The sequence below is a fragment of the Allobosea sp. GW821-FHT03A12 genome, from assembly GCF_058986765.1.
The window spans coordinates 1,236,934-1,250,232 of the sequence record NZ_JBYSVZ010000003.1; the positions used below are offsets into that span (position 1 = coordinate 1,236,934).

Here is a 13,299-nt window from a genome sequence, read left to right on the forward strand (position 1 = left end):
ATGAACACAACACTGTTCCAGCTCGTCATGCTCGCCCTTGTGGCGAGCATCCACGTCTTGAACACCGTCTTCAATCAGCGAAGACGTGGGTGGTCGGGACAAGCCCGACCATGACACCGTAGGCCGTTCAGCCCCTCAGCTCGCCCGGCCGCCATACTGCGCTTCGTGCAGGCGCCGGTAGATGCCCGGCCGTTGCACCAGCTCCTGATGCCGTCCCTGCTCGGCGACGCCGCTTTCGTCGATGACGATGATGCGGTCAGCGTCCTGGATCGTCGCCAGGCGATGCGCGATCACCAGCGTGGTCCGACCCTTCGACAATTCGGCGAGCGAGGCCTGGATGGCGCGCTCGGTCTCGGTGTCGAGCGCCGAGGTCGCCTCGTCGAGGATCAGGATCGGCGGGTTCTTCAGGAACATCCGGGCGATGGCGAGGCGCTGCTTCTGGCCGCCCGAGAGCTTGACGCCGCGCTCGCCGATCACCGTGTCGAGCCCGTCAGGCAAACGCGCGATCATCTCGTCGAGCCGGGCGCGCCGGGCGGCCTCGACGATCTCCTCCTCCGAGGCGGTCAGCTTGCCATAGGCGATGTTCTCGCGCAGCGTGCCGGCGAACAGGAAGACGTCCTGCTGGACGATGCCGATCTGGCCGCGCAGCGAGGCCAGCGTCATCTGGCGGATGTCGATGCCGTCGATCGCGATCTGCCCACCCTCGACATCGTAGAAGCGCGGCAGCAGCGAGCAGATCGTCGTCTTGCCGGCCCCTGACGGCCCGACGAAGGCGATGGTCTCGCCGGCGCGGATCGTCAGGTCGATGCCTTTCAGGATCTGGCGGTCGGGTGTGTAGCCGAAGCTGACGTTCTCATAGGTGATGTCGCCCTTGAGGCCGGAGACGGCGATGGCGCCCGGCATATCGGCGATGTCGGGCCGCGTGTCGAGGAATTCGGTGTAGCGCCTGAAGCCGGCGATTCCCTTCGGATAGGTCTCGATCACCGAGTTGATCTTCTCGATCGGCCGGAAGAACACCGTCACCAGCAGCAGGAAGCCGACGAAGCCGCCGGCGCTGAGATCGCCGATCAGCACGTAATAGGCGCCGGCGATCATCACCGCCATCTGGGTCAGGCGCATGCCGAAATAGGAGAGCGAGGTCGAGGCCGCCATCAGCCGGTAGGCATCGAGCTTGGTGCGGCGATAGCGCTGGTTGTCGACCGCGAACAGGCTGCGCTCGTGCTCCTCGTTGGCGAAGGCCTGGACGACGCGGATGCCGCCGACATTCTCCTCGATGCGGGCATTGAACGAGCCGACGCTGCCGAACAGTTTTTGCCAGTTCGCCGTCATGCGTCGGCCATAGCGGCTGGTCAGCCAGGCGATCAGCGGCACGATCATCGCGGTGATCAGCGCGAGTTGCGGATGCACCATGAGCATCAGCGCGAAGGCGCCGATGAAGGTCATCACCGCGATGAAGAGGTCCTCCGGCCCGTGATGGGCGACCTCGCCGATCTCTTCGAGGTCCTTGGTCAGGCGCCCGACGAGATGGCCGGTCTTCTGGTTGTCGAACCAGCCGAAGGAGAGCTTCTGCAGATGGTCGAACGCCTTGCGGCGCATCTCGGTCTCGATGTTGATGCCGAGCATGTGACCCCAATAGGTCACCACCACCATCAGGCCGGCATTGACCAGATAGATCGCCAGCAGGCCGAGCGAAGCCATCACGATCAGGCTCCAGTTCCCACTCGGCAGCAGCTGGTCGACGAAGAGCTTCACCGCGATCGGGAAGCCGAGCTCAAGCAGGCCCGACACCACGGCGCAGCCGAAGTCGAGCAGGAAGAGCCCGCGATGGGGCCGGTAATAGGCGAAGAAGCGGGCGAGCATGATGGGCGGGCCTTAGCATGCGGCTCGAAGGCCGGCCACGTGGCTTGGCGGTGAGGCGGCGTTGCTTGTGCCGCCTGATCCGCCAGCCGCGGGCGCCTAGTCGCGCATCGGAGGGGTTTGCTGGTCGAACACGTAAGCCGGGCCGACGACCTCGAGCGCGACCTTTCCGCCGGGCGAGGGGATGTCGATGCCGGAGATGCGCAGCCGTAGCGGTGCCTCGGTGGCAGCGTCGAGCGCGATCGTCACGACCGCGCTGCCGCCGCCGAATTCGACATCGCTGACGGTGCCGGTCGCGCCTGTCGCCGCCAGTCGAACCTGCTCCGGGCGCAGCATGATCTGCGCCTTGCCCTCCGGCGCACCAGCCGGCACTGCGATCTCGCCGAGCTGGCAGCACGCGCGCCCGGCCGCGATCTCGGCGTCGAGGATGATGGCTTCGCCGAGGAAGCGGGCGATATCGGGGTCGACTGGGGCGGCATAGAGGTCGCGCGGCGGGCCGGCCTGGACGAGTCGCCCCTCGCGCAGGACGACGAGATGGTCGGCGAAGGAGAGCGCCTCGGCCTGGTCGTGCGTGACCAGGAGCGCGCCGATGCCCTGGTCGCGCAGCAGGGCGACGACCGAGCGCCGCATCGCCTCGCGCAAGCCCGTGTCGAGCGCCGAGAACGGCTCGTCGAGCAGCATCAGCCGGGGCTTGCGCGCCAGCGCCCGGGCGAGGGCGACACGCTGCTGCTGACCGCCAGACAGTTGATGCGGCCGGCGTTCCGCCATTGCTGCGGGGAGTTCGACGAGGTCGAGCAGCCGTGCGATCTCGGCCTCGCGTCCGGCGAGCCCGCGCGGCAGGCCGAAGCCGATATTCTCGGCGATGCTGAGATGCGGGAAGAGCGAGCCGTCCTGCGTGACCACGCCGATCTCGCGCTTATGGGCCGGGACGCCGGCCACGCCGTCGACCAGCAGGTCGCCGTCCAGCCTGACGCGGCCGGCATCGGCCTGCTCGAAGCCGGCAATGATCCGCAGCAGCGTCGTCTTGCCCGAGCCGGAGGCGCCGACGATGGCGCTGCGGGCGCCGGCCGGCACGGTGAAGCTGACATCCTTCAGCGCCCGGACCGGGCCATAGCCCTTGGACAGGCCTTCGATGGCGATCGCGGTCATTGCGCTTGCGCGCTCCGCGCTTGCCGGTGGAGCAGGATGGTCATGGGCAGCGACAATAGGATCATAAGCAGCGCGTAAGGCGTCGCGGCGACATAGTCGATCTCGGCGGTGAGCGACCAGAACTCGGTCGCGAGCGTGCGCGTGCCATTGGGGGCGAGCAGCAGCGTCGCGGTCAGTTCGGTGGTGATGCCGAGCCCGACCAGAGCCATCGCGGCGCCGACGCCGGGGGCGGCGAGGCGCAGGGTCACCTGGGCCACGGCCTGCAGCGGCGTACGCCCGAGCGCCGCGGCGGCCCATTCGAGCTCGACCGGAGCCTGCGCCAGACTGCCGCGCAGGCCGATCAGCGCGCGCGGCAGGAAGACCAGCGCATAGGCGAGCACCAGCATGGCGCTGGTCTGGTAGAGCGGCAGCGCCACCCTGACCGTAATCGTCACCAGCGCCAGCGCGATGACGATGCCGGGGAGCGAGCCGACATAGACATGGCAACTTTCGAGCCGGCGCTGCCACGGCCCGGGATTGCGCACGCAGAGCCAGGCGATCGGAACGGCGATGATGGTGGTGGCCAGAGCGCCGGCGGCGGCATAGGCAATGGTCGTGCCCAGCGCCGCCAGCAGTTCCGGCACGCGCCAGGCCTCGGCACCACCGAGGATGAGCCAGCGCCCCAGCGTATAGGCGGGCACTCCGAGCGCGAGCGCGGCATAGGCGAGCGGCAGGCACAGGGCCGGCAGCGTCCAGCCGCCGAGCTGGCGCGGCGGCATTGCGCGCGGCGCGCCGGAGCCGACCCGGGCGTAGCGCTCGCGTCCGCGCAGGGAGCCGTCGAGCAGCAGCAGGCCGAGGCAGCAGAGCACCAGCACGCCTGCCAGCATGTTCGCGGCCGGGCCGTTATAGGAGGACTGAAACTGGTCGATGATCGCCGTCGCGAAGGTGTCGAAGCGGATCATCGCGAAGAGCCCGTATTCGGACAGCAGGTGCAGGCCGATCAGCAGGGCGCCGCCGCAGAGGGGCAGCCGCAGCTGCGGCAGCACGACCTCCAGGAAAACCCGGGCGGGGCTGCGTCCGAGCGCGGTCGCGACATCCTCGAGCGCCGGGTCGAGCCGGCGCAACTGCGCCACCACCGGCAGGTAGATGAACGGCGAATAGGCCAGGACGGAGATCAGCGTCGCGCCGGGCAGGCCCTGTAGATGCGGCACGAAGCTCGCCCACGCATAGCCCTGGACGAAGGCCGGCAAGGCAAGCGGCGCGACCGCGAGCCAGGACCAGAGCCGCCGGCCGGGCAGGGCCGTACGCTCGGTGAACCAGGCGAGCCCCAGGCCGAGCCCGATCGCCAGTGGAATGGTGCAGACTTCGAGCAGCGCGGTGTTCAGGAGCAGCTCGGCGACGCGAGCCCGGAAGACCAGCTGCGCCACGGTCTCCGTGCCGGTCTGGATCGTGATCGCGACCAGGAAGCCGAGCGGGATCAGGCAGACGAGCGCGACCAGACCTGCCAGGCCGGTCATGAGCGCCGGCGCGCGCGGCGACAGGCGGCGCAGCGGCTGTTGCTGCCGCGCCGTCTGATGTGTTGCTGCCGGTGAGGCGATGCTCATCTTGAGAACGCGGCCGGTCTCGTCAGAGCAGTCCGGCCTTGGTCATCAGCCCAGTCACGGCCTTGCTGTCGAGCTTGGATGGATCGAGCGTCGGCCCCTGCAGATCCGGGATCGGCACCAGTTTGGGGTTTGAGGCCGCGCCCTTGGCCACGGCGTATTCGAAGGAATCACCGGTCTTCAGGATGTCCTGGCCGCCCTTGCCCGCGACCCATTTGACGAAGGCCTCGGCCTCGGCCTTGTGCTTGCTGGAGGCGAGCACGCCGGCGCCGGAGACGCTGACGAAAGCGCCCGGATCCTGGTTCTTGAAATAGTGCAGCAGGACATTGCCGCTGTTCTCAGCCGTCTTCGCCTGATCGCCGAAATAGTAATAGTGGTAGATCACCGCACCTTCGACCTCGCCGGTGTTGACCGCCTTCATCGCAACGCTGTTGCCGCGATAAGCCTTGAAGTTCGCCTTCATCGCGGTGAGCCAGTCCGAGGTCGCAGCCTCGCCCTTCAACGCCAGCATGGCGCCGACGATCGCCTGGAAATCGGCGCCGCTCGGCGAGGCCGCCCAGCGGCCCTTCCACTCGGGCTTGGCGAGATCCATGATCGACTTCGGCAGCTTGTCGGCGCTGAGCTTGGTCTTGTCGTATGCGAAGACGGTCGAACGCGCCGCGACGCCGAGCCAATGGCCATTGGCGGGGCGATAGCCCTCCGGCACCAGATCGAGCGTCGCCTTGGAGAGCGGCGCGAACAGGCCGGCATTGTCGACCAGCACCATCGCCGGCGAGTTCTCGGTGATGAAGACGTCGGCCGGAGAGGCCGCGCCTTCCTGGACGATCTGGTTGCCGAGCTCGGTGTCGCCGCCCTTGCGCAGTGTCACCTTGATGCCGGTCTCCTTGGTGAACGCTTCCGACCAGGCCTTGGTCAGGCTCTCATGCTGGGCGTTGTAGACGACGATCCCGTCCGGGCTCGGGGTCTGGGCGTGCACGGCGCCAATGCTGAAGGCGCCGAGCGCGAGCGCGCCGGCGAGAGCCTTGAGAGAGAAGGTCATGGAGAGCCTCGAATTCTGCGGCGAAAACAGTTTTCGTCGGCTGGATGCTTAGGCGCCGTAAAATGATGCTGTCAACGACAGTCGTCATTCTTTAGAATGAGAACAAACTAGCGCTGATAGCGTGGTATTACGACATTCGTCTTAGGTGCCGACCATCTGCGATCTACGCTCTTGCCCCGGCTTGAGCGAGGGCGATCGGCGGTGGGGAGGCGCAGTCGCTGCTGATCGAGGCGGCTACGCGTCGCCGTCATCAGGTCGTCGGGGACAGCCCGGATACGGTTCCGGCGGCGCGGCGGAGGTACCGATCTTACCTCGTTGACGCGTTCGTGATGGTCGTCACGATTGCCCCTTTATTCGCAGAGGGCGGGCATGATGAGACTGGCTCTCACGATCGGCATGGCAGCGCTGCTTGCCGCGTTTCTCAACGGGTCGGTATCTGCACAGGAGGGCTGCAAGCAGGTTGCCAGCTCCTGCTCGGCGATCTTCAGAGACTGCGAGCAGAAATGCAACAAAGCCGGCAGCAACCCGTCGGCCTGCGTTGCCCGCGTCTGCACGCCGCCGCTCGCTGGCTGCAAGTCGAATGGCGTCTGGCGCAGCGTCCAGAGCGGCTCGGCCTGCTGGGCCACGAAGAACAGATCCTGAGCGGCGGCCGATACGCTTCCGAGCGGAAGGCTAGCCGCCGAGTCGGTACTTCACGAAACCCTCGCCGGCATCGCCGACCGGCTGCGCCTTCAGCGTCTCCGGTTTCTTGCTCACGGCGGCTGGGGAGGTCGGGAAGGTGACGTTGACGCTCGCCGGCAGCGGCTTCAGCGACCAGTTGTTGTCGGCGGCCGGGTTGATCGTCTTCTTCTCGATGATGTAGCGCACGATCACGTCGCGGTTGAGGTCGGGCGCCTCCAGCACCAAAGTCGTCTTGGTGCCCGGGAAATTGCCGCCGCCGGAGGCGCGGTAATTGTTGGTGACGATGATGAACTCCGCCTTCTCGTCGATCGGCTTGCCCTGATAGGCGAGGTCGACGATACGGTGAGCGTCCGGCGCGACCAGCTTGCCGTCGCCGTCATAGCGCGAGGCTTGAGTCACATCGATCTGGTAGCTGACGCCGTCGATCACGTCGAAATTGAAGGCCGGGAAGCCGGGATTGATCAGCGGCTGCTCTTCGGTCTTGGCCAGGTCGATATGGTTGAAGATGCCGGCCGAGCGCTCCAGCCATTCGCGGATCTGCGCGCCGGTGACTTTCACGATCTGCACCGTGTTGGGGTAAAGATAGATGTCGGCGACGTTCTTGATCGCGATCGGCCCGGCCGGGATGTCGGTGAAGAAGGCCGGCCCGGCGCGCCCGCCCGACTTGAACGGAGCGGCCGCCGAGAGCACAGGCAGGTCCTTGTGCGGCGTCTGCGCCATCAGCGGCTTGGCATAGGCAATCTGCGCCTCCGCCACGATCTGCACCGACGGGTCGTCGGCGACGAGGGCGAAATAGCTGTTGATCGGGGCGCTCGTGGTGCCGACCGGCTCGCGCATATACGTCAGCGTCGCCTCGTGGTCGGCCTTCACTGTCGCCAGTACGGCCGCTTCGACCTCGGCCTTCGGCACGATCTTGCGGTCGGGCGTGCGCTCATAGATCGGCTTGGGATCGACCTTGAAGTCGGCGATGCGCCAGCGCCCGTCGCGCTTCTCCAGCTCGAGGTCGACGATGCCGACATGCGAGCCCCAGAAGCCGGGCTGGCAGGCTGGCTTGCCATGCAGCGAGCCCTTCTTGTTGTCGACGCCGGGAATGTTGTCGAAGGCCTTGCCGCCGGGGAAGACGAGATGCTGGTGGCCGGTCAGCACGACGTCGATGCCGTCGAGCTTGGCAAGGTGCAGCGCCGCATTCTCCTCGCCGCCCTTGCGCTCGCCGCCGGCGATGCCCGAATGGCAGAGTGCGATAGTGAGGTCGGGATGGGCCTGAGCGATCTCAGGCAGGTATTTCTGCGCGGCATCGACGATGTCGGTCGCGGTGACCTTGCGGTCGAGATTGCCCTTGTCCCATTGCATGATCTGCGGCGGCACGAAGCCGATCACCGCGATGTTGAGGACATGCTTTGTGCCGGCCTCGTCCTCGAAGCTCTGCTCGAAGATGCGCCAGGGTTCGATCAGCGTGCCGCCGCCGACCCGGTCGACATTAGCGCAGATGATCGGGAACTCGGCGCGGGCGAGGCCGTGTTCGAGGAAGTCCAGGCCGTAGTTGAATTCGTGGTTGCCGAGCGTGCCGCACTGATAGGGCAGGGCGTTCATCGCGGCGATCATCGGATGGGTCTCGCCGGCCTTCAGCCCCTTCTTGTAGGCGACGAAATCGCCGAGCGAGGAGCCCTGCAGGAAGTCGCCATTGTCGAAGAGCAGGCTGTTCTTGGCCTCGGCCTGCGCCGCCTTGATCAAGTTCGCCGTCTTGGCGAGGCCGACCGTGTCGTCGGGCGCGTCGCGGAAATAGTCGTAAGGCACGACGTTGACGTGGAGGTCGCTGGTCTCCAGCAGCCGCAGCTTGAGCTTGGCCGGTGTTTGCGCCGCCAGCGGGCCGGAAAGCGCACCGGCCGCGGCGATGGCGGCCCCGGCCTTGAGCGTGTCGCGGCGGCTGAAACGGGGGGCGCGGTCCATCATCGGCTCCTGAAGCGAGGTGCTGGCAGAGACGCTAGCACCATGGCAGGACCGTGACACGGGGATAAACGTCATGCTCGGGCTTGACCCGAGCATCTCAGGCCGGAGGAGGCTTCTATCGGCGCCTTCTCGTCATGGGATTCTCGGATCTGCGCTTCGCTCCGTCCGAGAATGACGCTGTTCAGCGGCTCAGGCCCTCCATCCGCACGCGCCCATCGGCGCCTTCCGTCCAGGCGGCGATGGCGCCGTCGTCCAGCCGCTTCGCCTTCACCTGGAAGGCCTCGCCGGCGATCAGCGGCGCGAGCCCGCGATAGTCGAGCCGGATCGGCTTGCCGCCGGAGAGGGTGGCGATGATGTTCATGATCAGCGTCGCCTGGATCGGCCCGTGCACGACGAGCCCGGCATAGCCCTCGACACCGGTGACATAGGGCTGGTCGTAATGGATGCGGTGGCTGTTGAAGGTGATCGCCGAATAGCGGAACAGCAGCACCGGATCGGCCTCGACCGTCCAGGTCAGGTCGGCTGGGCGCGGCTCGGCTGGGGCAGCGGTTGGCGGCGGCTCGGTGCCGGGCTTGGCTGCCTCCCGATAGACGATGTTGTGGCGCTCGCGCAGCGCGACGCCACGGGCCGTGACGAGCTCATGGTCGACCGCGACGAAGCAGAGCGGGCCAGTGCGGCCGTCCTTGTAACTGACGTCGCCGATGGTCGAGCGGCGGGTGACCTCGTCGCCTGTCCGCAAGGGCGCGATCGTCTCGATCCGCCCGCCGGCCCACATCCGCCGTGGCAGCGCGACCGGCGGCAGGAACTCGCCCTTGGCGGCATGTCCGTCCGCGCCGAGCGCCGCCATCGGCGAGATCGGCGGGGCGAGGCACCAGTGCAAGGCGAGCGGCGCTTCGCCTTGGGCATAAGGCGCGAGATGCGGCGCGAAGGTCGCCTCATAGCTGGCGACGAGCCGGGGCGTGATCAGGTCGGAGGCCTGCTCGGCCTTGCCGATCCAGGACTTCAGATGGTCGATGTTCATGGTGCCTCCAGAGAGGAAAGGCGCGGGAAACCCTCTCCTGTAAGGAGAGGGCAGGGTGAGGTGTGGGAGATCGGACCAGCTCCGCGAGCGCCAACCGCGCGGTCGGAGTGAGGCTCACGATTCCGCTCCGAACACCTCACCCCTGCCCCTCTCCTTCCAGGAGAGGGGTTCCCCGCGCCCTTGCGGTTGGTGTTGCAGGATTCAATAGCTTCTCGGCATGCCGAGTACGTGCTCGGCGAGATAGGACAGGATCAGGTTGGTCGAGATCGGCGCGACCTGGTAGAGCCGCGTCTCCCTGAACTTGCGCTCGATGTCGTATTCCTCGGCGAAGCCGAAGCCGCCATGGGTTTGGATGGCGGCATTGGCCGCTTCGAAGGAGGCGTCGGCCGCCAGCATCTTGGCCATGTTGGCCTCGGCGCCGGGATTGGCGCCGGCCTCGTAGAGGCGGATCGCCTCGCGCACCATCAGTTCGGCGGCGCGCATATTGGCGTAGGCGCGCGCGATCGGGAACTGGATGCCCTGGTTCTGGCCGATCGGCCGGCCGAAGACCTGGCGCTCTTTCGCGTAGTTGGAAGCCTTGTCGATGAACCACTTCGCATCGCCGACGCATTCGGCCGCGATTAGGATGCGCTCGGCATTCATGCCGGAGAGGATGTAGCGGAAGCCCTTGCCGTCCTCGCCGACGAGGTTGGCCGCCGGCACCCTGACATTGTCGAAAAAGACCTCGGTGGTGGCGTGGTTCATCATCGTCCGGATCGGCCGGATGGTGAGGCCGTCCTTCAGCGCCTCGCGCATGTCGAGGATGAAGACCGAGAGCCCGTCGGTGCGCTTTTGCACCTGGTCGCGCGGCGTGGTGCGGGCGAGCAGCAGCATCAGGTCGGACTGCGCCGCCCGGCTCGTCCAGATCTTCTGGCCATTGACGATATAATGGTCGCCTTCGCGCCGCGCGGTGGTGCGCAGCGCCGTGGTGTCGGTGCCGCTGGTCGGCTCGGTGACGCCGAAGGCCTGCAACCTGAGCTCGCCCGAGGCGATCCTGGGCAGATAGCGCTGCTTCTGCTCGGCGCTGCCGTGCCGGAGCACGGTGCCCATCACATACATCTGGGCATGGCAGGCGCCGCCATTGCAGCCCTGGCGCTGAATCTCCTCCATGATCACCGCCGCGGCCGAGAGGGAGAGACCGGCACCGCCGTATTCCTCCGGGATCAGCGCCGAGAGGAAGCCGCTCTCGGTCAGCGCCGTGACGAACTGCGTGGGATAGGCCATCTCACGGTCGAGCTTGCGCCAGTAATCGCCGGGGAAATCGGCGCACAGCTTGGCGACCGTCTCGCGGATGTCGGTGTGATCGTTGGCTGTCGTCATGCTCATCTCAGGCTGGCCGCGCTGCTTTCGCCGCGAATTCCCGGCGCAACGCTTCGTCATGTTCGCCGAGGCCGGGCGGCGCCCGCATCGGCACACGCTTGCCGTCGACCAGCACTGGCGGCGCCAGCACCTCGACGGGGCCGTTCGGCGTCGGGACCGGCAGGGCCGTCACAGCCGGATGGGCGATCAGATCGGCCATCGTCGAGACCGTGCCATAGGCGATGCGGGCAGCGTCGAGTTCGGCAGCGGTCTCGGCGTAGGAGCGGGTGATCAGGATCGCCTGGATCGCGGCGTCGAGGGCAGGGCGGTTGCGCACGCGCAGCACATTGCTGGTGAAGCGCGGGTCGTCGAGGAGACTAGCATTCCGCAGCACGTCGCGCGCCAGGATCTGCCATTCGCGCTCGCTCTGGATCGAGATCAGCACCTCGGCATCGGCGAGGCGGAAGACGCCATAGGGCGCGATCGAGGGGTGGGCGAGGCCGAGCCGGGGCGGCTCGATCCCGCCATAGCGCCGCGTCAGATAGGGGACGTTCATCAGGTCGGCGATGGTGTCGAACAGCGAGAGCTGGATGCGCGAGCCCTCGCCGGTCCGCCCGCGCCGGATCAGCGCCTCCAGGATCGCGGCATAGGCGGCGTTGCCGGTGGCGATGTCGGCGATCGAGATGCCGATCCGCGTTGGCCCGGAGTCAGGGCTGCCGGTGACGGCGGCAAGGCCGGCTTCCGCCTGGATCAGGAGGTCATAGGCCTTCTTGGTGTAATGCGGCGTGCCCGGCGCATAGCCGGATATGTCGCAGGTGATCAACTTCGGATGGCGCTGGCGCAGCGCCTCGCTGCCGATGCCGAGGCGGTCGGTGGCGCCAGGCGCGAAGTTCTGGATGAAGACATCGGCCTCGGCGAGCATCGCCTCGACCAAGGCAAGGTCCGTCTTGTCCTTGAGATCGACCCGGCAGGACTCCTTGCCGCGATTGATCCAGACGAAATAGGAGGACAGGCCCGCGGCATAGTCGTCATAGCCGCGCGAGAAATCGCCTTCCTCGCGCTCCAGCTTGATGACGCGTGCGCCGGCATCGGCGAGCCGGCAGCTCGCCAGCGGAGCGGCCACGGCCTGCTCCAGCGCCACCACCAGGATTCCGTCAAGAGCATTGGTCATCAGTCAGTCGCGCGCCTTCCGTTCCGCGCGAGAGATCGTCGTCGGCCTGACGAAGTCAAATAGCGTTTCGCGATGGCGGCCATAGCGCCCGGCTCCATAGAAAAACCCTATGGCCTTCATCGCTTTATCCTTCTTGTCCGACTGCGGGGTCTATGCGCCCCTTTTTGCCGGACGAGGCGCCGCTCAAGAGCGCCCAGCTGTTCAGGGAGGATGCTCATGAAGACGATGAAACTGGCGCTGGCCGCGCTGACCGGCACGCTGCTCGCAGGCTCAGTGCTGGCGCAGGACAAGCCGAAGGAACTAGTGGTCGGTATTGCCACCTTCCTGTCGGGGCCGGCGTCGGTGTTCGGCGTTCCCGGCCGCAACGCCGCCGACCTCCTGATCGCGGAGATCAACGCCAAGGGCGGCGTGCTCGGCGTGCCGCTGAAACCGGTCTATGTCGACGAGGGCGCCGGCACCAACCAGCTGCTCTCCGAATATCGCCGCGTCGTACAGGAACAGGGCGCGCAGGTAATGCTCGGCGCGATCTCGTCCGGCTCCTGCAACGCGCTCGCCCCGGTCGCCGAGGATCTCAAGGTCGTCAACGTGATGTGGGACTGCGGCACGCAGACCATCTTCGAGGACGGCAAGTGGAAATACTCCGTCCGCACCCAGGCCCATGCCGGCGCCGAGATGATGGCGACGCTGCTCTACCTGATGAAGGTGAAGCCCGACTTCAAATCGGTCGCGGTCGTCAACCAGGACTATGCCTGGGGCCGCGAATCCTGGGCGCTGCTGCAGGCCGGCCTCAAGGCGCTGAAGCCCGATGTGAAGGTCGTCGCCGAGCTCTTCCCAAAATTCGGTGCGCCCGATTTCTCGACCGAGATCACCCGGCTCTCGGCGCTGCGGCCCGATGTCGTGATCTCGACCTCCTGGGGCGGCGATCTCGACACCTTCGTGCAGCAGGCGGCGGCGCGCGGCCTCTTGAAGCAGTCGACCTTCGTGCTGCCGCTGGCCGAAAGCTCGCTGGAGCGGCTTGGCAATGTCCTGCCCGAGGGCGTGATCATCGGCTCGCGCGGCGACCATTACTGGCGCCATCCGAAGCACAAGGACGCGCCGGAGATGCAGGCCTTCGTGAAGAAGTACAAGGACAAGACCGGCGTCTATCCGATCTATCCGACCTTCCACATGCAGCAGGCACTGACCGGCCTGGTGAAGGCCTATGAGAAGGCCGGCGCCGGCGGCAAATGGCCGAGCAAGGAAGAGGTCATCGCCGCCTTCGAGGGGCTGGAGTTCAAGTCGCTCACCGGCACGATTACCATTCGGCAGGACCATCAGGGGCTGGAAGACCAATTGCTCGGCACCACCAAGCGCGTGCCGGAATTCCCCTTCGCGGTCTACGACAAGATGGCGCTCTATCCCGGCAAGCTGGTGACCACGCCGCTCGGCGAGAAATCGCTCGACTGGTTCGCCAAGGTGAAGCCCGATCTCGTCACCGACAAGTCGATCGAGAGCTTCGACTACGCGAAGTGAGCGA

At 66.7% G+C, this 13,299-nt stretch carries 10 protein-coding genes; 1 reads left to right on the forward strand and 9 read right to left on the reverse strand.

All coding sequences use genetic code 11. The features are described 5' to 3' along the window. Positions 1-135 precede the first annotated feature (135 nt). The 9 genes from AC3WLC_RS13460 to AC3WLC_RS13500 all read right to left on the reverse strand — a co-directional run bounded on the left by AC3WLC_RS13460 (position 136) and on the right by AC3WLC_RS13500 (position 11,783). Positions 136-1,860: an ABC transporter ATP-binding protein gene (locus AC3WLC_RS13460; protein ID WP_493684400.1), complete on the reverse strand. Its 1,725-nt coding sequence runs from the start codon at positions 1,858-1,860 to the stop codon at positions 136-138. 96 nt (positions 1,861-1,956) lie between these two features. After that, positions 1,957-3,006, reverse strand: a complete 1,050-nt coding sequence (locus tag AC3WLC_RS13465) for an ABC transporter ATP-binding protein (RefSeq protein ID WP_493684401.1) — start codon at positions 3,004-3,006, stop codon at positions 1,957-1,959. After that, the gene (locus AC3WLC_RS13470) at positions 3,003-4,589 is read right to left on the reverse strand and encodes an ABC transporter permease (protein WP_493684402.1); all 1,587 of its coding nucleotides are present in this window, start codon (positions 4,587-4,589) and stop codon (positions 3,003-3,005) included. The genes AC3WLC_RS13465 and AC3WLC_RS13470 overlap by 4 nt, the downstream gene beginning before the upstream one ends. Positions 4,590-4,611: 22 nt before the next feature. Then, positions 4,612-5,625 (reverse strand): iron ABC transporter substrate-binding protein, encoded by a 1,014-nt coding sequence (locus AC3WLC_RS13475; protein WP_493684403.1) that lies wholly within the window; start codon positions 5,623-5,625, stop codon positions 4,612-4,614. A 350-nt stretch (positions 5,626-5,975) separates the two neighbouring features. Then, positions 5,976-6,251, reverse strand: coding sequence for a hypothetical protein (locus AC3WLC_RS13480; RefSeq protein ID WP_493684404.1), 276 nt, complete (start codon positions 6,249-6,251; stop codon positions 5,976-5,978). A 46-nt stretch (positions 6,252-6,297) separates the two neighbouring features. Beyond that, positions 6,298-8,256 carry a bifunctional 2',3'-cyclic-nucleotide 2'-phosphodiesterase/3'-nucleotidase gene (locus AC3WLC_RS13485; RefSeq protein WP_493684405.1) on the reverse strand — a complete coding sequence of 653 codons (1,959 nt, stop codon included), beginning with the start codon at positions 8,254-8,256 and terminating at the stop codon, positions 6,298-6,300. 178 nt (positions 8,257-8,434) lie between these two features. Continuing rightward, entirely contained in the window at positions 8,435-9,274 is an 840-nt protein-coding gene (locus tag AC3WLC_RS13490) for an HTD2 family dehydratase (protein ID WP_493684406.1), read from the reverse strand. A gap of 201 nt (positions 9,275-9,475) precedes the next feature. Then, positions 9,476-10,633, reverse strand: a complete 1,158-nt coding sequence (locus AC3WLC_RS13495) for an acyl-CoA dehydrogenase family protein (RefSeq protein ID WP_493684407.1) — start codon at positions 10,631-10,633, stop codon at positions 9,476-9,478. Between the two features lie 7 nt (positions 10,634-10,640). Then, positions 10,641-11,783, reverse strand: coding sequence for a CaiB/BaiF CoA transferase family protein (locus tag AC3WLC_RS13500; RefSeq protein WP_493684408.1), 1,143 nt, complete (start codon positions 11,781-11,783; stop codon positions 10,641-10,643). Positions 11,784-11,999: 216 nt separating this feature from the next. On the opposite strand from AC3WLC_RS13500, the gene AC3WLC_RS13505 reads away from it, so the two are divergent. Then, the gene (locus AC3WLC_RS13505) at positions 12,000-13,295 is read left to right on the forward strand and encodes an ABC transporter substrate-binding protein (protein ID WP_493684409.1); all 1,296 of its coding nucleotides are present in this window, start codon (positions 12,000-12,002) and stop codon (positions 13,293-13,295) included. Positions 13,296-13,299: the final 4 nt, after the last annotated feature.